A 23150-nucleotide genomic window follows, 5' to 3' on the forward strand; every position below is an offset into this window, starting at 1 on the left:
GGCAACCAAACCTGAGGGCAGGGTGATGGCCGGTCGCCTCATACCCCTTGCCAAAAGTTTGGAATACCATAATATGATATCCCGTAGACCTTAAATCTGCAGGCCGGCACCTACAATTAAAAACGGCCACCCAGACACTTTGTTTTAGCTGCTCCCCGAACACTGTTGGCGGGCGCACCACAAGCCCCGCCTCGAATAACAAAAGCAACGAGGGCGTAACCATGCTGTTGAGCAAACGTGTAACCGCAGTGCTGTCCGCCAGCCTGCTGACCCTGGCATGTCAAGCCGCCCAAGCCGCTGACAGCCTCAACTTCGTCAGCTGGGGCGGGACCACCCAGGACGCCCAGAAAGAAGCGTGGGCCGTACCCTTCACCAAAGCCACCGACATCAAGGTCGTGCAGGACGGCCCCACCGACTACGGCAAGCTCAAGGCCATGGTCGAAAGCGGCAACGTGCAATGGGACGTGGTGGATGTCGAAGCCGACTTTGCCCTGCGCGCCGCCAGCGAAGGCCTGCTCGAACCCCTCGACTTCAACCAGATCAAGCGCGACAAGATCGACCCGCGCTTCGTGTCCGACCACGGCGTCGGCTCGTTCTTCTTCTCCTTCGTACTGGGCTACAACGAAGGCAAGCTCGGTGCCAACAAGCCGGTGGACTGGACCGCACTGTTCGACACCAAGACCTACCCTGGCAAACGCGCCCTGTACAAATGGCCCAGCCCCGGCGTGCTTGAACTGGCCCTGCTGGCCGACGGCGTAGCGCCGGACAAGCTGTACCCGTTGGACCTGGACCGCGCCTTCAAGAAGCTCGACACCATCAAGAAAGACATCGTCTGGTGGGGCGGTGGGGCCCAGTCGCAGCAGCTGCTGGCTTCGGGTGAAGCTTCCCTCGGGCAGTTCTGGAACGGCCGTGTCTACGCCCTGCAGCAAGACGGCGCTCCCGTGGGCGTGAGCTGGAAGCAGAATCTGGTCATGGCCGATTTCCTGGTCATCCCCAAAGGTGCCAAGAACAAGGAGGCGGCCATGAAGTTCCTGGCCAACGCCAGCAGCGCCGAAGGCCAGGCCGAGTTCGCCAACAAGACCGCCTACGCCCCGGTGAACGTCGACAGCGTGGCCAAGCTGGACAAAGACCTTGCGCCAAACCTGCCCACTGCCTACGCCCAGGACCAGGTCACACTCGACTTCGCCTACTGGGCTAAAAACGGTCAGGCCATCGCGGCCCGCTGGAATGAGTGGTTGGTCAAATGAAAGTCGCCATCAACGCCCTGCATAACGCGCAAGGTGCCCCCACGGGCACCGGCGCCCCTGGGACGGCCCCTCGCCGCACCAGCCTGAGCCAACGCTGGAAAGGCAGCCGCAACCTGCTGCCGGCCCTGCTGTTTCTTGGCTTGTTCTTCTTCGCACCGCTGGTCGGCCTGTTGCTGCGTGGCGTGCTGGAGCCAACGCCGGGGCTGGGCAACTACGAGCAGCTGTTTGCCAACTCAGCCTACGCACGGGTGCTGTTCAACACCTTCTCGGTAGCTGGCGTAGTCACCCTGATCAGCGTGCTGCTGGGCTTCCCACTGGCTTGGGCGATCACCCTGGTGCCCAAGGGCTGGGGCCGCTGGCTGCTGAACATCGTGCTGCTGTCGATGTGGACCAGCCTGCTGGCGCGCACCTACTCGTGGCTGGTGTTGCTGCAAAGCTCGGGGGTGATCAACAAGGCGTTGATGGCCATGGGTATCATCGATACCCCGCTGGAAATGGTGCATAACCTCACGGGCGTGGTAATCGGCATGAGCTACATCATGATCCCGTTCATCGTGCTGCCGCTGCAGGCCACCATGCACGCCATCGACCCGATGGTGCTGCAGGCCGGTTCCATCTGCGGCGCCAGCCCGTGGACCAACTTCTGGAAGGTGTTCCTGCCGCTGTGCCGTTCGGGGCTGTTCTCCGGGGCGCTGATGGTGTTCGTGATGTCGCTGGGCTACTACGTTACCCCTGCGCTGCTGGGCGGGGCGCAGAACATGATGCTGCCCGAATTCATCATCCAGCAGGTGCAGTCGTTCCTCAACTGGGGCTTGGCCAGCGCCGCTGCGGCATTGCTGGTGGCGATCACCCTGGTGCTCTTCTACCTGTACCTGAAGCTGCAGCCGGAATCCCCGGTCGGCAACGCGAGGTAAACCGCCATGCTCCTGTCTCCCAATGCCATGGGCCGCCCGCTGCGTACGGGCCTGTACCTGACCACCGGGGTCATCGCGGCCTTCCTGCTGCTACCGGTGGTGTTCATCGTGTTGCTGTCGTTCGGCTCGTCCCAGTGGCTGGTATTTCCGCCCCCGGGCTGGACCTTCAAGTGGTACGGCCAGTTCTTCTCCAACCCGGAGTGGATGGACGCCGCGCTGGCCAGCCTCAAGGTGGCCGTGCTGACCACCGTCGCCGCCGTGCTGCTGGGCCTGCCCAGCGCATTCGCCCTGGTGCGTGGCCGCTTCCCGGGCCGTGAGCTGCTGTACGGCCTGTTCACCATGCCGATGATCGTGCCGCTGGTGATCATCGCCGTGGCGGTGTACGCACTGTTTCTCAAGCTCGGCTACACCGGCACGCTGTTCGCCTTCGTGGTCAGCCACGTGATCGTCGCCCTGCCCTTCACCATCATCTCGATCATCAACTCGCTGAAGCTGTTCGACCAGTCGATCGAAGATGCCGCGGTGATCTGCGGTGCCTCGCGCCTGCAGGCTATTTTCAAGGTCACCTTCCCGGCCATTCGCCCGGGGATGATCGCCGGTGGCCTGTTCGCCTTCCTGGTGTCGTGGGATGAGGTGGTGCTGAGCGTGATGATGGCCAGCCCCGACCTGCAGACCCTGCCGGTGAAAATGTGGACCACCCTGCGCCAGGACCTCAGCCCGGTCATCGCCGTGGCCTCGACCCTGCTGATCGGCCTGTCGCTGCTTGTCATGTTCATTGCCGCCGCCTTGCGCCGGCGCACCGAAACAAACGCCTGAGCGCGCGGAGAAAACAACAATGAGTGCAGTGATCAAAGACAACGCGCCAGGCAAGACCCTGGTCAGCCTGCGCGGCCTGAACAAGCACTACGGTGACTTCACCGCCGTGGACAACCTTGACCTGGAAATCCAGGACGGCGAGTTCCTGACCTTCCTCGGGTCCAGCGGCTCGGGCAAATCCACGACCCTGTCGATGCTGGCCGGCTTCGAAACACCCAGCAGTGGCGAGATCCTGGTGGATGGCCAGTCGCTGGTGAATGTACCGCCGCACAAACGTGACATCGGCATGGTGTTCCAGCGTTACTCGCTGTTCCCGCACCTCAACGTGCGCGACAACATCGCGTTCCCCCTGGCCATCCGCAAGCTCAGCACCAGCGAGACCCAAAAACAGGTCGACGCCATGCTCAAGCTGGTACAGCTGGAGCAGTTCGCCCACCGCAAGCCGTCGCAGATGTCCGGCGGGCAACAGCAGCGCGTGGCGATTGCCCGGGCACTGGTGTACGAGCCACGCATTCTGCTGATGGACGAACCGCTCGGCGCACTGGACAAGAAGCTGCGCGAAGACCTGCAGGACGAGCTGCGCCAGTTGCACCGTCGGCTGGGTATCACCATCGTCTACGTCACCCATGACCAAGAGGAAGCCATGCGCCTGTCCCAGCGCATCGCCATCTTCAGCCATGGCAAGATCGTCGGCCTGGGCACCGGTTACGACCTGTACCAAAACCCGCCGAATGCCTTTGTCGCCTCGTTCCTGGGCAACTCCAACTTCTTGCGCATCAAAGCCAGCAGCAACGGCGCAGGCAGCTTCGAAGGCCAGTCGGTGGCCATCCGCCTGACCCCGGGCCTGACCGCTGCGCAGGATGCGCTGATCATGGTGCGCCCGGAAAAAGCCCTGGCCCTGACCGTCGAACAGGCCGCCCGCGAACCACTGCCGGCGGGCTGGAACGAGGTGAGTGCCAAGGTTGGCGAAGTGCTGTTCCTGGGTGAAAGCCAGACCTGCCATGTGGTGACTGCAGGGGGCACCGAGCTGACGGTGAAAGCACTGTCGGCTGCGGGCATGCCGATGCAGCCGGGTGACAGCGTGAAGGTGCGTTGGGCGGTAGCCGATGCGTGCATCTATACCGAGTGGGCCGAGAGTGACCTGAGCAAATCCGCCGGGGCGCATTGAGTCCATCACTCGCCGCACAGGGAGGGCAAGGCCCTCCCCTAGCGGCTGTCACATTATCATCACGCCACTGTCGTAATCTGCCGGCCATCTCTATGCCATAGGCCACCCGGCATGCCCCGCCTGTTTGTCTTGCTGCTCACTTTGCTACCGCTGGCCACCCTGGCCGAGCCTGTACACCTGCGCGTTCAAGGCTCCAACACCATCGGCGCAGCGCTGCTCCCTGCCCTGGTAAAAGGGCAACTGCGCGCGCAGCAGGCCACAGTCGTCGAGCAGCAGCCGGGCAAGGTCGCCAACGAGTTGGTGATAACCGCGCGCGACGCACAGGGGCAAACCGTACGCATCGACATCGCCGCTCATGGGTCCAGCACCGGCTTCGCCGCCCTCGGCCGTGGCGATGCCGACCTGGCAGCTGCCTCGCGGCCGATCAACGACAGTGAAGTGCGCCTACTACGGGCCCTTGGCGACCTGCGCACTGCCAGCGCCGAACAAGTGATCGGCCTGGACGGTGTCGCGGTCATCGTCCACCCCGACAACCCGCTACCACAATTGAACACGCAGCAGCTGGCGCAGATTTTCTCTGGGCAGATCCAACGCTGGGAGCAATTGGGCATTCCTGGCGGCGCCATTCACCTGTACGCCCGCGACGACCGCTCCGGCACCTTCGAGACATTCAAGGCGCTGGTGCTGGAGCCCCATCACAACGAGCTGTCAGCCAAGGCTCTGCGTTACGAGTCCAGTGACGAACTGGCCGCGCAGGTGGCCACCGACCGCCAGGCCATCGGCTTCAGCAGCCTGGCTGCGGTGCACGGGGCCAAGGTGCTGGCGGTAGCCGAAGGCGACGCACCGGCCATGCTGCCGGAGCGCGCCTTGGTGGCCAGCGAAGATTACCCGCTGTCACGGCGCCTGTACTTCTACCTGCCGGCCAACCCCAAGCCACAGGCCAGAGCCCTGGCCGACTTTGCCCAGAGCCCGGCCGGCCAGGCCATCGTCGCCCAGCAGGGCTTTGTTTCGCAGCAGATCAAGGCCCAGCCAGTCGTGCCCCAGGCAGACATGCCGCCGCGCTACCGTACCTTGGCCCAACAGGCGCAGCGGCTGAGTGTGAACTTCCGCTTTCAGGAAGGCAGCGCCAGCCTCGATAACAAGGCCCTGCGTGATGTGCAGCGGGTGGCCGAATACCTGCGCCAGGCTGGCAAGCTGCAGAGCAAAGCGGTGCTGGTAGGGTTTGGCGACCCCAAGGAAACGCCTGGCCGCGCCGCCCTGCTCTCGCGCCTTCGGGCCCAGGCAGTGCGCCGCGAGCTGGCGCGCGATGGCGTGGAGTTGCTGGAGGTGACGGGCATGGGCGATGAACTGCCGGTGGCCGGCAATGAGCTGGAGCAAGGGCGACTGCGCAATCGGCGGGTTGAGGTGTGGGTGTACTGAATTGATGCAGGGACCCTGGCAAAGAAATGTAACAGCTCCCCATTCGGTATCTCCTGCAATCGGGTCTAGGCTCAAAGTCATGTGATACCGGGCCCCTCTGACGGCTGCCAAGCCGCCATGTCGGATCACTGTTGCCATGCAACGTCGACATTCAAGGAGGGGCTCATGACAGCTCTGCAAGCATTCCTCACCACCCCCGTACTCGGTACCAGCACCTGGTTGTGGCTGGTGTTCATTGCCATCGTCATCGGTTTGCTGGTGCTCGACCTGGGCGTGCTGCACCGCCACGACCGGGAAATCGAAATGCGCGAAAGCCTGCTGCTGTACTCGGGCTACTTCAGCGTTGGCGTCTTGTTCGGCGTCGGGGTCTGGTACCAGCTGGGCGCGCAATCGGCGCTGGAGTTCTACACCGGTTTCCTGGTCGAGCAATCGCTGTCGATGGACAATGTCTTTGTCATGGCGATGATTTTCAGCTACTTCGCCATTCCCCGCCGTTACCAGCATCGCGTGCTGTTCTGGGGCATCCTGGGGGTGGTATTCCTGCGGGCGATCATGATTGGTGTAGGCGCCGCGCTGGTGCAGAACTTTGCCTGGGTGCTGTATCTCTTCGGTGCTTTCCTGTTGTTTACCGGGGTGAAGATGGCGCTTTCGAAAGAAGACAGCCACCCTGACCTGGCCAACAACCCGATACTCAAGTTCGTGCGCCGGCACATGCGGGTCACCGACCAGATCCACGGCTCGCACTTCTTCGTGCGCCAGACCCCGCCCGGGCACAGCAAGGCGCTGCGCTACGCCACCCCGTTGTTTCTGGCGCTGGTGCTGATCGAACTGGCCGACCTGGTGTTTGCAGTCGACAGCGTGCCCGCGATTTTCGCCATCACCCAGGATCCATTCATTGTCTACACCTCGAACATCTTCGCCATTCTTGGGCTGCGATCGTTGTACTTCGCGCTGTCGGCGTTGATGCACCGGTTTGTATACCTCAAGTATGCGTTGGCGCTGGTGCTTATCTTTATTGGTTGCAAGATTTTCTATCACGGCATGGTGGGCAAGGTGCCGGCACTGCTGTCGTTGGGGGTGACGTTCGGGTTGTTGCTGGGTGGGGTGGTGGTTTCGTTGGTCAAGACGCGGGGGGAGAACCCGGCGATCGCGGATCATTCGCCTGAGCAGTCTTCAAATGCCGATTGTCCAGTCAGCCCAAAAGACGAAGACCCGCAGATGCGGATCTGATACGGCTACTTGATTTTAAATAATGCCCATACAACTACCATCCAGATGAATCCAGTCATGCTTAGCCACGCAGCAACCTTCAACTTACGCTTCAGCTTCTGCGGAAAGGCATTCAACTCGCCAGCATCCAGTTGCCCCATACGCAGCGCTAACCACGGAAATGCAACTAGTCCACTTACCGTACAAAGGGTCAGCCAGCGCCACTTAAATGATCCAGAACCCCATACACGCTTAATGCTTTCGAAGTAGGGATTGCTCGTGATGGCCGAGCAGGCGACGCCATAATCTTTCGTCAACGTCGCGACAACACTAAGAGCTAGCCCAGGTATACCGATAACAAAAGGACTTAGTAGAATTACCAATTTGGCAAGTGGTTGCCAGCCAGTAATATCAATCACTGGTCGCCTCGTAGATAACCTCGCCTACCGACTCACCGAGCTTGCCGCCCAGCACTCCCCCAGCCATACCGCTGGCACCCACCAGCACTATGCCGCACACTGGCCCGGCCAGACCTGCAGAGCCCATAGTAACCACGGCACATACTGTTCCGGATACGAGGACTGCTCCTGAGGAGCCAAGCATAGCTCCGGCGGTTCCAACAGCAAAACCTCCTGTCTCGGTCAGTCTGACCTTTTTACAAGCTGCGAAAAACGCTGGGCTGTTCAAGTGGCCATGGCGCATGAACTCTCGCTGGTGCAACTGCTCGATACTGGTCAATGTATGACTGACCTGTTTCAAACCTTGATCGAGCATGCCCTTGCCGACGCCCATGGTCAGATACTTCCTACACATTGCGGGAGTTTGCGCGATCACTGTGGGAGCGGGTTCACCCGCGAAGAGGCCGGTGCAGGCCGCTGACTCAGCGCCCGCTACGCAACAGCTCCACCGGCACATACTTGCCAATTTCATATTTGCCAATCGCCGCCCGGTGCACTTCATCCGGCCCGTCGGCCAGGCGCAGGGTGCGCTGCATGGCGTACATGTAGGCCAGCGGGAAATCGCCACTCACCCCTGCCCCACCGTGAATCTGAATCGCCCGGTCGATCACCTTCAACGCCACGTTCGGCGCCACCACCTTGATCTGCGCGATCTCGCTGCGGGCCACCTTGTTGCCCACGGTGTCCATCATGTATGCCGCTTTCAGCGTCAGCAGCCGGGCCATGTCGATTTCCATGCGTGAGTCGGCGATCTTGTCGACGTTGCCGCCCAGCCGTGCCAGTGGCCGACCAAATGCAGTACGTTCCACCGAACGTTTACACATCAGCTCCAGCGCACGCTCGGCCATGCCGATCGAGCGCATGCAGTGGTGGATACGGCCAGGGCCAAGGCGCCCTTGGGCAATCTCAAAGCCGCGCCCCTCACCGAGCAGCACGTTTTCATAAGGCACCCGCACGTTCTCGAAAAGCACTTCGGCATGGCCATGAGGGGCATCGTCATAGCCGAACACCGGTAACGGGCGGACGATCTTCACGCCCGGCGCATCGGTGGGCACCAGCACCATCGAATGCTGCTGGTGGCGTGGCCCTTCAGGGTCGGACAGGCCCATGAAAATCATGACCTTGCAGCGCGGGTCGCAGGCGCCGGAGGTCCACCACTTGCGGCCATTGATGACCCATTCGTCACCGTCACGCACGGCAGTGGCTGCCATGTTGGTCGCGTCCGAGGAGGCCACGTCCGGCTCAGTCATGGCAAACGCCGAGCGGATCTCACCGCGCAACAACGGCTCCAGCCACTGGCGTTTCTGCGCTTCGCTGCCATAACGCACCAGCACTTCCATGTTGCCGGTGTCCGGCGCCGAGCAGTTGAACGGTTCTGGCCCGAGCAGCGAGCGGCCCATGATTTCCGCCAGCGGGGCGTATTCCAGGTTGCTCAGGCCGGCGCCGTATTCCGATTCGGGCAAGAACAGGTTCCACAGCCCTTCGGCGCGGGCCTTGGCCTTGAGTTCTTCCATGATTGCCGTGGGCTGCCAGCGGTCGCCCTCGGCAACCTGGCGCTCGAACACGGCTTCGGCGGGGTACACGTAGGCGTCCATGAACGCAGTAACGCGCTCGCGCAGTGCCTGGACCTTGGGCGAATAGGCGAAATCCATCGGGGCTACCTTCACGGTTCGGAGTACATGGGCAGAGCCTAGAGCAGCGCAGCCCCATCCACCTAGTCTATTTTCCGCGTGTATAAACATTCATAACCGATATATGATCGGCCAATAATTCCAACAAAGAGCGGCGCCCATGAACCTCAGCAAGGTCGACCTCAACCTGTTCATCGTGTTCGATGCGATCTACACCGAAGCCAACCTGACCCGCGCCGGGCAGATTGTCGGCATTACCCAGCCAGCGGTGTCCAATGCCCTTTCGCGGCTGCGCGAAACCTTCAACGACCCGCTGTTTGTGCGCACTGCACAAGGCATGGTGCCCACGCCGATGGCGCAGAACATCATCGGCCCGGTGCGCAACGCTTTGGCACTGCTGCGTACCTCGGTGCAGGAAAGCCGCATCTTCAACCCGCAGCAGGCCAACAAGACCTTCCGCATCAGCATGACCGACCTGACCGAAGCGGTCATCCTGCCGCCGCTGTTCCAGCGCCTGCGCTGTCTGGCGCCTGCGGTGCTGATCGAAAGCTTCCTGTGCAAGCGCCGCGAGACCACCAAGGAGCTCGCCGCCGGCCGCCTGGACTTCGCCATTGACGCGCCCCTGAATACCGACCCGCAGGTGCGCCACATCAAACTGATGCAAGACCGCTATGTGTGCGCCCTGCGCCAAGGCCACCCGCTGGCTGACAGCAAGCTGACCCTCGACAGCTACCTGAGCATGACCCACATCCATATTTCCAGCCGCCGCAACGGCCTGGGTTACGTCGACCTGGCGCTGGGCAAGATGGGTGTACAACGCAAGGTCGCCCTGCGTTCGCAGCACTACCTGATGGCCTCGCAGGTGTTGCAGCAGACCGACATGGCGATGACCGTCCCCGAGCGCTTCGCCCGTCGCCACCAGTTGCGTTACCAGCCACTGCCAGTGGAGGTGCCGGCACTGGAAACGCACCTGTACTGGCATGAAAGCACCGACCAGGACCCGGCCAACCGCTGGATGCGCGAGCAGATCACCGAATTGTGCGAACGCGTGGTAGCCGAGGAAGAGAAAGCCCCACAGCCCGCCTGAAGACGCCTGCGAGCGGCGGCGCCTCAGCCCCGCCCGACTGTAGAAAAATATTCTCCAAATAGTTCGCAGGGGAGAAATTTTTATTACAGAGATTCAGAAAAAATTGCCGGGAAGCGAAAACTATCTTCTTCATGGCGGGTACGCTTATCCCAACAATCGCCGATTTCACGGCGACAGATATGGACCCGCCCGAATGCCTAGCGCCCCCCTTTATTTCGATTACGCCGCCACCACCCCCGTCGACGACCGGGTCATCGAAACCATGCTTGCCTGCCTTGGCAGCGAGGCCAACTTCGGCAACCCGGCGTCCAGTGGCCATGCCTACGGCCAGGCCGCGCGACAGGCCGTGGAGCACGCTCGCCAGCAGGTGGCCGAGCGCGTCGGCGCGCAAGCCGACAACCTGGTCTGGACCTCGGGCGCGACCGAGTCCAACAACCTGGCACTCAAAGGCATTGCCCAAGGCATCGACCAGCCCGGGCACCTGATCACCAGTCAGCTAGAGCACAAAGCCGTGCTTGACACCGCGGCCGAACTTGAACGCCAAGGCTGGGCCGTCACCCGCCTGGCGCCGGATGCTGCCGGCCTGATCCAGCCTGCAAGCGTGCAGGCAGCGTTGCGCGCCGATACCCGCCTGGTGTCGCTGATGGCGGTCAACAACGAGCTGGGCACGGTTACCGATTTTGCCGCCATCGGCCAACAGGTGCGTGACCACGGTGCCCTCCTGCACGTGGACGCCGCACAGGCCGTAGGCAAGCTGGCCATCGACCTGAAGGCGGTGGCCGTGGACATGATGTCATTTTCGGCGCACAAGGTTTACGGGCCAAAAGGGATCGGCGCGCTCTATGTCGGCCCACGCGCCCGTACGCTGATGCGTGCGCAGATGCACGGCGGCGGCCATGAGCAGGGCCTGCGTTCCGGCACCCTGGCAACCCATCAGATCGCGGGCATGGGCAGCGCCTTTGCCTTGGCCGGCGAACCAGGTGACAGCGAGCACCAGCGCCTTGAGCAACTGGCCACGCGCCTGCGCGAGGGCCTGCTGGCTTTACCCGGCGTCACCCTCAACGGCAGCGCCAGCCAACGCATCCCCCACACCCTGAACCTGTGCATCGACAGCAAGGGCTTCAACAGCGCGGCCCTGGCCAGCGAGCTGGCCTTGTCGACCACTTCGGCCTGCAACTCGGCGAGTAACGCCGCCTCCCATGTGCTGCTGGCACTGGGGCTGGACGAGCGTCAGGCGCGCAACAGTGTGCGCTTGAGCATCGGCCGATTCACGACCGAGGCGCAAGTGGACCAGGCGCTCGCAGTGTTTGGCCGGGTGCTGACGACGGCATCGGCTGCACTGTGGTGAACACACGCTAGAACAAGCGGCTGTCCGGGGTAAAATCCTCGACCTGGATTTTCGCACGCTGTGCCTGCGCGTGCCGTGGGTTGAACAGGTAGTTGATGGTGCTGGGCATGATCGCGCTCGGCACGGGCAGCAGTAAAGCCGAGCAGTCATCCAGAAAGCGATTGCCCAGCGCCCGGGTCAACTCAGGCTGAGCGGACCAGCCGGGCTGCAGGGCGGGCAACTGCGCCTGTGAAACCGTGTCAGGCAATTCGATACGGATCAGGCGCATGGTGGTAGGAAAATCCTCTGGGTCGATCTCCAGGTGCACAAGCACCTCGAGCATCGCCCCGGAAGGGCTGGTGGCGGCATACACCACGGGCCGGCCCGCCTGGTGCCAGCGTCCGCTAACACGCAGCCCCCCAGTGCCGCTCAAATCTGCATAGGCGCTGATACGCCACAAAATCACAGGCCAAAACCCTCGGCAATCTGCAGCAGCATCTCTTCGACCTGAGTGGTGCCTTGCTGGGTTGTGAGCATCTGCATCGGCGTCAGCCCCGAAAAACGTTCCTTGGGCTTGGACAGCCAGCGCTTGGCCTTGTCCGCCTCGCCAAACACGGCTTCGGCCATGGCGGTGATGTGGGCCGAACGGAACAGCCGATCACTCTCTTCCACGGTCAGCGGCTGGTCACGTTCGATACGGGTTTTCAGGGTGCGCAGGGGAATGATCTGGTCCCGCTCCACCGGCGTGAACACACCGCGCTCGGTCAGCTTCACCAGCCAGGTAGCGGCAAAACCGTGGGTGATCCGGGTGTGGATTTCGAAGTCACTGGCAAGTTCGGGTATTTCCAGCAGCGCCTGCAGGCGCGCCCGGTACTCGTGGTAACCGTTGTCACGAAGCACTTCGGCAAGCATGGCATACTCCTGTTTCGGCGTTTGCCGACAAGTATGCGGTATTCACCGGATCATTGCCAGTTTGACTGGCCCCTTGGTTGTAGGGGCACTGCGCCCCCGCACCTTTCAGAAGGTACCCGGATAAGCCCCGCCATCGATCAGCAGGTTCTGCCCGGTGATATAGCCGGCATGCGCACTGCACAGGAACGCACAGTACGCGCCAAACTCCCCGGCATCGCCAAAGCGCGCCGCCGGGATGGCCTTGCGCCTGGCCTGGGCAGTGGCTTGCACATCGCCACCCGCCGCCTGCAACGTTTTTTGCAAGCGCGCGGTGTCGAACGCCCCAGGCAGCAGGTTGTTCAGTGTCACATTGCTGCCCGCCAGGCGCTGCTGCCGGGCCAGGCCGGCAATGAAACCGGTCAGGCCACTGCGGGCGCCGTTGGACAGACCAAGCATGTCGATCGGCGCCTTCACCGCGCCTGAGGTGATATTCACTACCCGCCCGAAGCCCCGCTCGGCCATGCCGTCGACAACTGCCTTGATCAGCTCGATGGGGGTGAGCATGTTGGCGTCCAGCGCCTTCAGCCAGTCGTCACGCCCCCAGTCACGGAAGTCCCCCGGTGGCGGGCCACCGGCGTTGTTGACCAGGATGTCGACCTGCGGGCAGGCCGCCAACAGCGCCTGGCGCACCTGGGCATCAGCAACATCGCCGGCCACGGTAAGCACCTCGATGCCCGGGCAGGCCGCACGCAACTCGCTGGCGGTCTGTACCAGGGTGGCTTGGGTGCGGGCATTGATGACCAGGTTCACGCCTTCTTTGCCAAGCGCCTCGGCGCAGCCTTTGCCCAAGCCTTGGCTGGCCGCGCAGACGATGGCCCAGCGGCCGGTAATGCCTAGATCCATTGTGTTGGTCCTTGATGCAGTAGGGTTTCAGGGGGGTAATCTAGAGCACAGGACAGGGCCGCCGATAATGAAAAGAGCTGATCCACCAATAACCGGCATTTATCCCCGCCAGCAACAGGCTGAAGGGCTGGCGCCAACAAGTTTCAATCGGCCGTCAATTCCTCTACCAGCAACCGCGCCGCTGGCGCTAGCGGCGTCGCCACACGGTGCACGATGCCGAACGGCTCGCTCAAGGCCCGTAGCTGCACCGCCAGCGACACCAGTAACCCGCGCTGCTCGGCAAAGCTCGCCACAGCACTGGGAATGACCGCCACCAGCGTCGGGTCATCTTCCAGCAGCATGAAAGTAGCGAAGGTTGAAAAGGTTTCCAGCGGATAACGGGGCACCTCCACCCCTGCCTCGCTCAACTCGCGCTCCAGCGCCTGGCGCATGGGCATGTTCGCCGGGTAGACCACCCAGCGGTAATGGCTCAAGTCGCTGATATGCAGTGACGCTACCCCGGCAAGCGGGTGTTGCGGGTGCGCGACCACTACCAATGGCTCCTGGGCCAGTTCGACAAAGGCATAGTCTGTGGCGTTGCGGCCCAGCCCCGGCCGGCAGATCGCCAGGTCCAGGCGCCCCTCGTCCAGCTGGGCGAGCAGGTTGGCGCTGGTATTCTCGGCAATTTCCACTGCCAGCTGCGGCTGCTTGCGGCGCAAGCGCCCCAGGGCGCTGATTAGGGTCGGCATGGCCCCCATGATGCTGCCCACCGCCAGCCGCCCACCCTGACCTTGGACGATGCCCAGCACCTCTTCGCGCAAGTGCCCCAGGTCGCTGTGGATCAGCCGCGCGTAGCGCACCACGCAACGGCCCACGTCGTTGGCTACCAGGCCGCTGGGCAGGCGCTGGAACAAGGGTACACCCAACACCTCCTCCACCTCGCGCAACGCCTTGGTGGCCCCGGGCTGGGAAATGGCCATGGCTTCGGCAGCCTTGTGCAGCGAACCACAGCGATCCAGCTCGATCAGCAGGCGCAACTGGCGCAGGCGCAGGCGAGAAAAAATGGAATCCAGGGAAGGGATCATCAGGCAGGCTCGACATGGGTCTTGTAATGCCGAGCACTATAGAGGGTCGTCAACGGGGGAGTATTGAGTTTCAAGCAAATGACCCTTGATCGCAGAACACGCATACCAGCCCGTTATGCTGCGCTGTCGCCCGTGGAACAAGGCTTCGGCAAACGCCGCTTTATCCTGTGGGAGCGGGCGCGCCCGCGAAGAGTGCGACGCGCTGCATGGCACCGGCTGCGCCGGTGTTCGCGGGCTTGCCCGCTCCCCCAGGGGCCCCGCCCAATCAGGTATTTATGTTCGAGTAACGCGCTTACCGCAGTCTACGCCGTGCCAGGCAGGCGTAACCCAGGCCCAGCACACTGATCGCCAGTACGCTCAGCAACACCATCAACTCGCGGCTGTAGCGCGCCACCATGGCCGGAAAACCGATGACTTCGTGGTACACCTGTACATTGGCCACGCCGTCGGCGTGGCTGATGCTGACCCCGCCTTGGCGGATCTGCAAATAGTCTGCATCGAAATAGACCCAGACCTTGCACGTGCCACCCGGCTCGATGGCCGGGATGTCCACCTGCGCGGTGGCGGTTTCCAGCAGGGTGTCGTTGCCGGCAGCATCACGCACCTGCACCAGGCCCTTGGCTGGCAGACGGACCTTGACCTCCCGTACTGGCGCATCACCCCTGTTGCGTAGTTCGATGAGCAAGCCAGTACGGTGATCGACCAGCCCGGCCTCGAAAGGCTTGGCGAACAGCTGGGCATAGGGTGCCTGGGCCATTTCTATCAACCGCTCGACCTGATCGTGGCTTAGCTCGCCTTGGCCAATGTTGTTGATGCGCCCCTGCAACTGCTCATACTTGAGTTGCCCGCTGGCTTTGCTTATGCGCTCGCTGAACTGGGTGGGATAGGTGAGGTAGGCATAAGTCAGTGACGCCTCCAGACGCGGGTTTCCCCTGAGCAACACGTAGGCGGCCAAAAGGACCATCAGGCCCGCAAGCACGGCTACGAGGAATTTCCCCACCTTGTCCCAGCTCAATGCGAACTTCCTTTTGTGGTGATACAGACGATTCAAACCGCCCAAGGGTGCCAAGTTAAGGCCCCCCAGGCAAGCTTGACTAGCGTTCGCGTTCACCTTCCCGCGCCTGACGCATCTGCAGCAGCTGGCCATCGATCAGTGCTTTGGCCATGCCCGCCAGGTAAACCGTGGCCTGCATCATCACCTTGCGGTCGCCAGGCCTGTCGATGGCCTTGCGAGTGATTTCAGTCATGCAGCCCATGATGCTAGATGCCTCCATCAGTGCGGTCCTCATCGGCAGCTGCGGTTTCATCTGCACCAGTTCGGCATCGGCGTTGCCAAACCGGCTCGCTGCACGCACAACATTGAGCTTGCTGCTTTTCGGGTTGTCGTTGTCCATGTCCATTCCTCGGGCGGTTGCGGGCATGCCCAGACTAGGACGCTGCTTTGCCCCCCACAATGACCAGCAGGGTGGTAACAATCACTTTCGGAAATGGACTACAAGCACTCCATGAAGTGTGCCCTCCGCCACCGATCAGCCCTTGACCGCCACCTGGCAGTGTCGGACGATCAACCTCCCCCACCCCAGGACGAACACCATGCTACGGATACTCGGCAGAGCCTCCTCCATCAATGTGCGAAAAGTGCTGTGGGCCTGCGCTGAATTCGAGGTTGCATTCGAGCGCGAAGACTGGGGCTCTGGCTTCAAGGCCACTGACAGCGCCGAGTTCCTGGCGTTGAACCCCAATGCCATGATCCCGGTGATCCAGGATGGCGACTTCACCTTGTGGGAATCCAACAGCATCATCCGCTACCTGGCCAACCGCTATGGTGCCACCGCGTTCTACCCCGACGATGCCCAGGCGCGGGCCAGGATCGACCAGTGGATCGACTGGCAGGCCTCAGACCTGAACCGCTCGTGGAGCTACGCATTCATGTCACTGGTCAGGCACTCCCCCGCGCACCAGGACCCGCAAGCACTTGCCGCCGGTTGCGCGGACTGGTCTCGCTACATGCACATCCTCGACCACCAACTGGCCAGCACCGGTGCGTATGTGGCCGGCAGCCAGTTCACCCTGGCCGATATCCCTATCGGCCTGTCGGTCAACCGCTGGTTCGAAACGCCGTTCGAACACCCGCACCTGCCAGCGGTGCGCGATTATTACGAACGCCTCAGCGAACGCCCGGCCTATCACCTGCACGGCCGTAACGGTACACCGTAAACGTACAACACGGGTTTCACTGCCGGGCATTGGGTAATACTGCGAGTCATTACCACTAGTCCTTTACCCCCGGGTGACCTGGCCGGCAAATACAGCGCCGGGCTGCGTGGCAGCTTCAGCCAGCAAGCCCTGCAGCAGTTACTGGTCCTGCGGCCTGCAAGCCATGCCGCAGGACGGCGGTTACCGCCTGATCCCGGCCAACCGCTGCCATTGGGTGCTGTGGCACTGGACCCGACCAACGTGACCGGCACTGCCAGCCTCGGCGAGCAGACCGAAAACGGCATCACCGTGGTGGCGGCAACGGCACTGCTGGATTCTGGGGCTGCTTTGCAGCCCATCGCGACACAAGGCCGCGCCTACAAGAGATCCCATTTTCCCTGTAGGAGCGGCCTTGTGTCGCGAAAGGGGCGCACAGCGCCCCCGGCGATCTCAGTTTGTTACACCGCAACCTGCCCCCCCGCTGCCACCACCCGCCCACGCCAGGCAAACAGCAACACCATCACCAACCCCAGTGCCGCCATCGCGGCGCCCGCCAGGGAAATCGCCGGGTAGCCCAGCCCTGCGTTGATCACTGCGCCACCCAGCGCGGCGCCAATCGCATTGCCCAGGTTGAACGCACCGATGTTCACCGCCGAGGCCAGGTTGGGCGCATCCTTGGCTGCCTCCATCACCCGCATCTGCAACGGCGGCACCAAGGCAAAACTGGCCGCGCCCCAGAGCAGAATCGCCACGGCTGTCGGCAGCGGCCAGTCGAGCACCAGCGGGAACACCAGCAGCACGGCAATCAACAACGCCAACGACAGGATCAGGGTACGGTCGATCGAGCGGTCTGCCGCCTTGCCCCCCCACACATTGCCCAAGGTCAGGCCAACACCGAACAACACCAGCATGGCTGTCACGAACGTGGTGGATGCGGCCGCCTCACTCTGCAGGATCGGCGCAATGTAGGTGAACACCGTAAACATCGCACTGGAACCCACCACCGTCAGCAGCAAAGCTGCCAGCACCGGGCCGCGGCCCAGCACACGGATTTCAGCCATGGCCCCGTCGCCTTTGGGCGACGGCACATTGGGCAGCGCGTACCAGAGGGTGGTCATCGCCACCAGGCCAAGCCCGGCGATACCCCAGAAGGCTGTGCGCCAGCCCAGCATTTCACCGAACCAGGTCGCCAGCGGCACGCCGCCGATGGTGGCCAGGGTCAAGCCCATGAACATCGCCGCCACCGCCCCGGCACGCTTCTCGGGTGGTACCACGCTGGCTGCGACAATCGAGCCGATGCCGAAGAAAGCACCGTGGTTCAGTGAGGTGACAACGCGGGCCACCAACAGGCTGGCGTAGTCGCTGGCCAGGGCCGACATCAGGTTGCCCAGTGTGAAAATGGCCATCAGCCCGATCAGCAGATAACGCCGCGGGATCTTCACCGTGGCCAGGGTCATCAGCGGTGCGCCGATCAGCACGCCGATGGCATAGGCGCTGACCAGCAGCCCGGCAGCAGGGATGGAAACGCCAAGGTCAGTGGCGATACTGGGCAACATGCCCATGGGGGCGAACTCGGTGACACCGATGCCAAAGGCACAGATGGCGAGTGCGACAAGAGGTGGATTGATACGCATGGCAAGCTCCTTATCTATGCCGCAAATGCTACGATCTGTTTCAAAAGCGCACTAGACTGCTTTTTTGCTAACCACCTTTGCGCACGAGGCACAAATGGACTTCAGTGGAAGATCCGGCGAGATGGAGATATTTGCCAGGGTGGCGCAAGAAGGCAGCTTGTCGGCTGCCGCGCGGGCACTGAACCTGACGCCTTCTGCGGTCAGCCGTATCCTCGCCCGCACCGAACAGCGCCTGGGCACCCGCCTGCTGCTGCGCACCACACGGGCAATCACCCTCACTCCCGAGGGTGAGGCGTACCTGCGCGGTGCACGGCGGGTGCTGGCCGACATGCTCGAAGTGGAAGAAGCCATCACCGACCAGGGGGTGCCGCGCGGGCGCTTGCGGGTGAGCGCCGCACTGGGCCACGCCCGGTTGACCGTAGTGCCGCTGCTGGCGGCCTTCAGCGCCCGCTATCCGCAAGTGCTGGTTGACCTTACCCTCAGTGACGAAGTGGCCGACATTCTCGGTGGCCAGGCCGACGTGGCATTACGCTTCGGGCACCTGCCGGACAGCTCGTTGAGCGCCCGCGCCATTGGCGAAACCGGCCAGGTGGTGGTCGCCTCACCCGAATACCTGCAACGCTGCGGTACCCCGCTTGAGCCTGAAGACTTGGCCCGGCACAACTGCCTGCGCTTCAATTTCCGCCGCGCGGCGCCCGACTGGCCGTTCCGCCGCGACGGGCAGGCGTTCTCGTTGAAGGTGACGGGGAATATCGAATGCAGCAGCGGCGAAGCCTTGGCGCAACTGGCCAGGCTCGGTGCCGGCGTGGCACGCATCGGTACCTTCACGGTGGTCGATGACTTGGCCAGCGGGCGGCTGGTGCCATTGCTGGAGGCGTACAACCCTGACGACCGCGAGCCGATCCATGCGGTGTTCGTTGGCGGGCCGGCCATGCCGGCGCGGGTCCGGGTGTTCGTGGATTTTCTGATAGAGCACTTGTCGGGCGGCCTGCGCACCCGCTTGTAGAAAGTCTTCCGGGCTACGCGTTGGGAGCGGCCTGGTGTCACGACAGGGTGCATGAGCCGGTCGTGGTGCGCTGCGACCACAGTCTGACCTGACGTTGATATCTACAGTTGGGTTATCTTCGACGCTTCACTGTACGGCCAGGGCCAGACCACCATGCGCATTGTCATTCCCGACGACTACCAGGATGTGATCCGCACGCTCGACTGCTTCGCCAAACTGAGCGGGCACGCTGTCAGCGTGCTTCATGAATGCCAACCCGCCACGCCAGAGCAACTTGCAGCACGCTTTGCCGACGCCGACGCACTGGTACTCACCCGCGAACGTACCCGCATCGACGCCGCCTTGCTCGACCACCTGCCTGACCTCAAGCTGATCAGCCAGACCGGCAAGGTGTCCAGCCACCTGGACCTGGCAGCGTGCACGGCGCGGGGCATAGCCGTAACCGAGGGGCGTGGCTCGCCGGTGGCGCCTGCGGAACTTGCCTGGGCGCTTATCCTGAATGCCCGTCGGCAGCTGGTACCGGCCATCGATGCCTTGCGCCAAGGCCATTGGCAGGTCAACCTGGGGCAGGCGCTGGCCGGCCAGCTGCTGGGCATTTGGGGTTACGGCAAGATCGGCCAGCGCCTGGCGCGTTACGCACAGGCATTCGACATGCACGTGCTGGTGTGGGGCAGCGACAGCAGCCGCGCCGCAGCCCAGGCTGATGGCCACCGCGCAGCCGCCTCGCGTGAGGCATTTTTTGCTGAAGCGGACATTGTCAGCCTGAACCTGCGCCTGTCGGCAAAGTCGCGCCACGGGGTCACCTTCCGCGACTTGTCCAGCATGAAGCCCGATGCCCTGCTGGTAAACGTCAGCCGCGCAGAACTGATTGCCCCAGGGGCATTGCTGCAGGCACTGGATGCCGGGCGGCCGGGTTACGCGGCAGTGGATGTTTTCGAAGAGGAGCCGGTGCTCGACCCCGCCCATCCGCTGCTGCGCCACCCTCGTGTACTCAGTACACCGCACCTGGGGTATGTGGAGAAGAACGGTTACGAGCTGTACTTTGGCGACGCCTTCGACAATGTGCTGGCGTTTTTCGAAGGAACGCCAAAGAACGTTGCCAACCCCGAGGTGCTGGCGGCTCGGCGCTGAGCCCTGTGGGCGCGGGCATGCCCGCGATGGGCCGCATAGCAGCCCCAGTCATTACGTATGGACTGCACGCGCCCATTGGGCATGTGCCTTCAAGTTGCGTTCAACCGAACAGGTTCAGCCCCAGCGCAAAAACGGCCACCGCCAGCGCTACCAATGGCACAGCATTGCGCTCCAGGTACGCCGCCCAGCCAGGGCCGGCCAGCTGCTGCAATTGCAGCTCGCATTCACGCTGGCGCTCAGCCAGGCTGGCCAGACGCGCCTCGACGCTGTCAACGCGCTGAGCCTGGGTGCTGGTGGCCAGCGCTAGCCGCTTCAACGCCGTAGTCACAGTGGTGGACAACGCGTCCCGTGCCAGGTTGCTCGCGGCCAGTTGCTCCTGGTACTGCTCAAGGCTCTTGCGAATCGCCCCTTCCTTCTGCACGCGGGCCAGGGTACTTGCCACCAGCTTCCGGTTCTGCGCCTCGCCACTGGCCTGCAGCGCAGCCAGTTCGAGTGCATGCTGGGCCTGCACACTTTCAAGGCGCTCCACCTCTTGCCTGCAGAAAGCATGGCCCTCGGCCGGCGCCGGCAGGTCGTCGAGCTGTTGCTTGGGTTCGTATGGCTGGTTCATCAATTTCTGTCCGGATACAGCGGTAAAGGGCGGAAAGCTATCAAATTGGCATCACTGAATCCACCGGCCAACGAGAGAATTGAGCAGTTGATCGGGTAACGAGGGCACCGCAGGCCTGGGGGCTTTCGTCGCTGCGCAGGCGTACACTTCCCTTCAGCACAGGTTCAGGAGTTGCTCAATGCCCTACCCCATCGAACAGAAACTGGTCATTGGCGTTGCCTCGAGTGCGCTGTTCGACCTCACCGTCTCGGACGACATCTACAAGACCCAGGGGGTCGAGGCGTACCGCCATCACCAGCAGCAGAACCTGGACGAGCCATTCCCCAAAGGCGTGGCGTTCCCGTTCATCCGCCGCTTCCTGAGCATCAACCAGGCCTTTCCCGCTCAACTGCCGGTAGAAGTGGTGCTGCTTTCGCGCAACTCCCCGGAAACCGGCCTGCGGGTGTTTCGATCGATCAACCACTATCAGCTGGACATCACTCGCGCAGCGTTCATGTCGGGTCGCTCGCCCTACGAGTACATCCCGGCATTCAATGCCTCGCTGTTTCTCAGTGCCAACGAGGAAGACGTGCAGAAAGCCATCGATGCCAACTACCCGGCCGGGCGGGTGCTGCCGACGCGCATCTACGATGACGAGATCGACACTGAATTGCGGGTGGCCTTCGACTTCGATGGTGTGATTGCCGACGACGAGGCGGAAAGCGTGTACAAGCGCAACGACAACCTGGACGATTTTCAAGAGCACGAGCGCGTGCACAAGGGCATTCCACATTCGCCCGGGCCGTTGGCGGACTTGTACCGCAAGCTGTCGCTGATACGCATGCTGGAGGACCGCAAGCTGGCCGAGGACCCGGCGTACAAGCGGATCTTGCGGATTGCCATTGTGACAGCGCGCAATGCGCCCTCACATGAGCGGGTGGTGACGACGTTGAAGGATTGGGGGGTGTCGCCGGATGAGTGCTTCTTTCTCGGCGGGATGGAGAAACCCAGGGTGCTGTCGATTCTCAAGCCGCATGTCTTCTTTGACGACCAGCGCAGTCACCTGCAGTCGCCGGCAGGTGATTTGCCGATGGTGCATGTGCCGTTCGGGGTGGCGAACAGGGAGCGTTCAACGACGCGCTCCCCGCTCGACACGCCTGTGCAGGAGCAGGACGACACCGGCGTTGCCGGTGCCATCCAGCCTGTCTAGCGAGCAACTTCCTCGACAGGGGTATTGACGGCCGGGCGGCTACGCTGCCCCAGCAACGCACGCGCCGCCAATGCCGCTACTACAAGGCCAGGTGACGCTGCCAGCAGCAGACCACCTACACCGGCCCCGGCCGCCAAAATCTGCCCTGCAGCCAATGGCCCGGCCATCGACCCCAGGCGCCCTACAGCCACCGAAGCCCCCACGCCGGTCGCACGCACGTGGGTCGAATACAACGTCGGCGCAAGTGCATACAGCACCAGCTGGCCACCGATGGCGCAATAGCCTGCGGTAAATCCTGCCAGCAGCATCAGGCCGAAGCTGGTCGACAACCCAAGGCCTGCCAACGAAGCGAGCATGCCAGCATACGCAATGAAAACGGCCCGCCCCGCCAAGCCTCGGTCCATCATTCGCCCGGTGAGGAACGAGCCTGCTGCGCCCCCTAGGTTGAACAGTATCTGCACCGCACCTGCCTGAGGACGGCTGTAGCCCTGCCCGATCAGTAACGACGGCAACCAGTTGAGCAGCATGTACAGCACGGTTAGCGTGAAAAAGCACGCCACCCACAGCAACAGGGTACGGCTTACCTGCCCCGGGCCGAACAGCTGGGCCAGCATGCCGTTGCCGCCGGTGCTGGCAGCAGGCTGGGCACGGAACGCCTGGGACTCCTTCAGCCACACCATCAGCACAAAGGCAATCGCAATGGGGGCGATACCGCCCACGTAGAACACCGCCCTCCAGTCCTCGCCCAGGCCGGCCATGCCGATGACCGACGCGATCGCCCCTCCCAAGGGCACGCCGCAATAGGTGACGCTCACCGCCGTGCTGCGCAGGCGCTGCGGCGCGGCCTCGCTGGCCAGGGCAATCAGGATCGGCAAGGCTGCCCCCAATCCCAACCCGGTCATCAGGCGCGCGATCAGCAACGAGGTGTATGTATCAGCGTGGGCGGTACCCAGCGAGAAGCCGCCGAACAGCAGCACCGCCACGATCAGGATTGCCTTGCGGCCCAGGCGGTCGGCCAGCCAGCCGCCAATGAACGCCCCCGGCAACAGCCCCAGCAGCCCGGCACTGAATACCCAGCCAAGCATGGCGGGCGTCAGCGCGAATGCCTTGGCCATGTGCGGTGCAGCAACCCCGGTGGCCTGAAGGTCCAGCCCTTCCAGCAGCGCCACCAGAAAACACAGGCCGATGGTAAGCACCGGCTTGCTTGAAGATGAGGATGAATCACTCATGTATGGCCCCTTTTGTTGTTA

The 23150-nt window shown here is 62.8% G+C and carries 24 protein-coding genes; 12 read left to right on the forward strand and 12 right to left on the reverse strand.

The genetic code is table 11. The features are described from left to right. The first annotated feature begins 221 nt into the window (after positions 1-221). The 6 genes from ACK1VC_RS16670 to ACK1VC_RS16695 all read left to right on the forward strand — a co-directional run bounded on the left by ACK1VC_RS16670 (position 222) and on the right by ACK1VC_RS16695 (position 6794). Positions 222-1247, forward strand: coding sequence for an ABC transporter substrate-binding protein (locus tag ACK1VC_RS16670; RefSeq protein ID WP_016487672.1), 1026 nt, complete (start codon positions 222-224; stop codon positions 1245-1247). After that, positions 1244-2161: an ABC transporter permease gene (locus ACK1VC_RS16675; protein WP_016487673.1), complete on the forward strand. Its 918-nt coding sequence runs from the start codon at positions 1244-1246 to the stop codon at positions 2159-2161. The genes ACK1VC_RS16670 and ACK1VC_RS16675 overlap by 4 nt, the downstream gene beginning before the upstream one ends. Before the next feature lie 6 nt (positions 2162-2167). Then, positions 2168-2977 carry an ABC transporter permease gene (locus ACK1VC_RS16680; protein WP_016499074.1) on the forward strand — a complete coding sequence of 270 codons (810 nt, stop codon included), beginning with the start codon at positions 2168-2170 and terminating at the stop codon, positions 2975-2977. A 19-nt stretch (positions 2978-2996) separates the two neighbouring features. Continuing rightward, positions 2997-4145: an ABC transporter ATP-binding protein gene (locus ACK1VC_RS16685; protein ID WP_145914023.1), complete on the forward strand. Its 1149-nt coding sequence runs from the start codon at positions 2997-2999 to the stop codon at positions 4143-4145. 111 nt (positions 4146-4256) lie between these two features. Next, positions 4257-5564 (forward strand): substrate-binding domain-containing protein, encoded by a 1308-nt coding sequence (locus ACK1VC_RS16690; protein ID WP_060517285.1) that lies wholly within the window; start codon positions 4257-4259, stop codon positions 5562-5564. A 165-nt stretch (positions 5565-5729) separates the two neighbouring features. Beyond that, positions 5730-6794 carry a TerC family protein gene (locus tag ACK1VC_RS16695; protein WP_070086374.1) on the forward strand — a complete coding sequence of 355 codons (1065 nt, stop codon included), beginning with the start codon at positions 5730-5732 and terminating at the stop codon, positions 6792-6794. A 5-nt stretch (positions 6795-6799) separates the two neighbouring features. Here ACK1VC_RS16695 and ACK1VC_RS16700 read toward each other — a convergent pair whose 3' ends face one another. The 3 genes from ACK1VC_RS16700 to ACK1VC_RS16710 all read right to left on the reverse strand — a co-directional run bounded on the left by ACK1VC_RS16700 (position 6800) and on the right by ACK1VC_RS16710 (position 8883). After that, positions 6800-7192 carry a hypothetical protein gene (locus tag ACK1VC_RS16700; protein WP_224372338.1) on the reverse strand — a complete coding sequence of 131 codons (393 nt, stop codon included), beginning with the start codon at positions 7190-7192 and terminating at the stop codon, positions 6800-6802. After that, positions 7185-7565, reverse strand: a complete 381-nt coding sequence (locus tag ACK1VC_RS16705) for a hypothetical protein (RefSeq protein WP_191086726.1) — start codon at positions 7563-7565, stop codon at positions 7185-7187. The genes ACK1VC_RS16700 and ACK1VC_RS16705 overlap by 8 nt, the downstream gene beginning before the upstream one ends. A gap of 88 nt (positions 7566-7653) precedes the next feature. Continuing rightward, the gene (locus ACK1VC_RS16710) at positions 7654-8883 is read right to left on the reverse strand and encodes an acyl-CoA dehydrogenase (RefSeq protein ID WP_016487680.1); all 1230 of its coding nucleotides are present in this window, start codon (positions 8881-8883) and stop codon (positions 7654-7656) included. 139 nt (positions 8884-9022) lie between these two features. On the opposite strand from ACK1VC_RS16710, the gene ACK1VC_RS16715 reads away from it, so the two are divergent. Both ACK1VC_RS16715 and ACK1VC_RS16720 read left to right on the forward strand, forming a co-directional pair. Continuing rightward, complete coding sequence (locus ACK1VC_RS16715) at positions 9023-9949, forward strand: LysR family transcriptional regulator (protein ID WP_449117993.1); 927 nt, start codon at positions 9023-9025, stop codon at positions 9947-9949. Positions 9950-10142: 193 nt separating this feature from the next. Beyond that, complete coding sequence (locus ACK1VC_RS16720) at positions 10143-11297, forward strand: cysteine desulfurase family protein (protein WP_016487682.1); 1155 nt, start codon at positions 10143-10145, stop codon at positions 11295-11297. Positions 11298-11304: 7 nt separating this feature from the next. On the opposite strand, the gene ACK1VC_RS16725 is transcribed toward ACK1VC_RS16720, so the two are convergent. The 6 genes from ACK1VC_RS16725 to ACK1VC_RS16750 all read right to left on the reverse strand — a co-directional run bounded on the left by ACK1VC_RS16725 (position 11305) and on the right by ACK1VC_RS16750 (position 15528). Then, positions 11305-11742, reverse strand: coding sequence for an RES family NAD+ phosphorylase (locus ACK1VC_RS16725; protein WP_016487683.1), 438 nt, complete (start codon positions 11740-11742; stop codon positions 11305-11307). After that, positions 11739-12188, reverse strand: coding sequence for an antitoxin Xre/MbcA/ParS toxin-binding domain-containing protein (locus ACK1VC_RS16730; protein ID WP_016487684.1), 450 nt, complete (start codon positions 12186-12188; stop codon positions 11739-11741). Before ACK1VC_RS16730 ends, ACK1VC_RS16725 begins: the two co-directional genes overlap by 4 nt. Positions 12189-12293: 105 nt before the next feature. Then, positions 12294-13070: an SDR family oxidoreductase gene (locus ACK1VC_RS16735; protein WP_095115508.1), complete on the reverse strand. Its 777-nt coding sequence runs from the start codon at positions 13068-13070 to the stop codon at positions 12294-12296. Between the two features lie 143 nt (positions 13071-13213). Continuing rightward, positions 13214-14134, reverse strand: coding sequence for a LysR family transcriptional regulator (locus tag ACK1VC_RS16740; RefSeq protein WP_191086727.1), 921 nt, complete (start codon positions 14132-14134; stop codon positions 13214-13216). Positions 14135-14426: 292 nt separating this feature from the next. Next, positions 14427-15149: a hypothetical protein gene (locus ACK1VC_RS16745; protein WP_191086728.1), complete on the reverse strand. Its 723-nt coding sequence runs from the start codon at positions 15147-15149 to the stop codon at positions 14427-14429. 79 nt (positions 15150-15228) lie between these two features. Further along, positions 15229-15528, reverse strand: coding sequence for a DUF3077 domain-containing protein (locus ACK1VC_RS16750; RefSeq protein WP_016487688.1), 300 nt, complete (start codon positions 15526-15528; stop codon positions 15229-15231). A gap of 199 nt (positions 15529-15727) precedes the next feature. On the opposite strand from ACK1VC_RS16750, the gene ACK1VC_RS16755 reads away from it, so the two are divergent. Beyond that, positions 15728-16351, forward strand: coding sequence for a glutathione S-transferase family protein (locus tag ACK1VC_RS16755; protein WP_016487689.1), 624 nt, complete (start codon positions 15728-15730; stop codon positions 16349-16351). Between the two features lie 437 nt (positions 16352-16788). Here the strand turns inward: ACK1VC_RS16755 and ACK1VC_RS16760 are convergent, their stop codons facing one another. Beyond that, on the reverse strand, positions 16789-17964 hold the full coding sequence (locus ACK1VC_RS16760) for an MFS transporter (protein ID WP_191086729.1): 1176 nt from the start codon (positions 17962-17964) through the stop codon (positions 16789-16791). 94 nt (positions 17965-18058) lie between these two features. Between ACK1VC_RS16760 and ACK1VC_RS16765 the strand changes: the two genes are divergently transcribed. Together ACK1VC_RS16765 and ACK1VC_RS16770 are read left to right on the forward strand one after the other, a co-directional pair. Then, on the forward strand, positions 18059-18970 hold the full coding sequence (locus ACK1VC_RS16765; protein WP_102690034.1) for a LysR family transcriptional regulator: 912 nt from the start codon (positions 18059-18061) through the stop codon (positions 18968-18970). A gap of 153 nt (positions 18971-19123) precedes the next feature. After that, entirely contained in the window at positions 19124-20101 is a 978-nt protein-coding gene (locus ACK1VC_RS16770; protein WP_191086730.1) for a D-2-hydroxyacid dehydrogenase family protein, read from the forward strand. A gap of 100 nt (positions 20102-20201) precedes the next feature. On the opposite strand, the gene ACK1VC_RS16775 is transcribed toward ACK1VC_RS16770, so the two are convergent. Next, positions 20202-20711, reverse strand: a complete 510-nt coding sequence (locus ACK1VC_RS16775; protein WP_016487693.1) for a hypothetical protein — start codon at positions 20709-20711, stop codon at positions 20202-20204. A 178-nt stretch (positions 20712-20889) separates the two neighbouring features. On the opposite strand from ACK1VC_RS16775, the gene ACK1VC_RS16780 reads away from it, so the two are divergent. Continuing rightward, positions 20890-21900, forward strand: coding sequence for a 5'-nucleotidase (locus ACK1VC_RS16780; protein WP_060517267.1), 1011 nt, complete (start codon positions 20890-20892; stop codon positions 21898-21900). Here the strand turns inward: ACK1VC_RS16780 and mhpT are convergent. After that, positions 21897-23129, reverse strand: a complete 1233-nt coding sequence (gene mhpT / locus ACK1VC_RS16785) for a 3-(3-hydroxy-phenyl)propionate transporter MhpT (protein WP_024717911.1) — start codon at positions 23127-23129, stop codon at positions 21897-21899. The genes ACK1VC_RS16780 and mhpT overlap by 4 nt on opposite strands. Positions 23130-23150: the final 21 nt, after the last annotated feature.

The organism is Pseudomonas sp. XP2 (genome assembly GCF_053557975.1).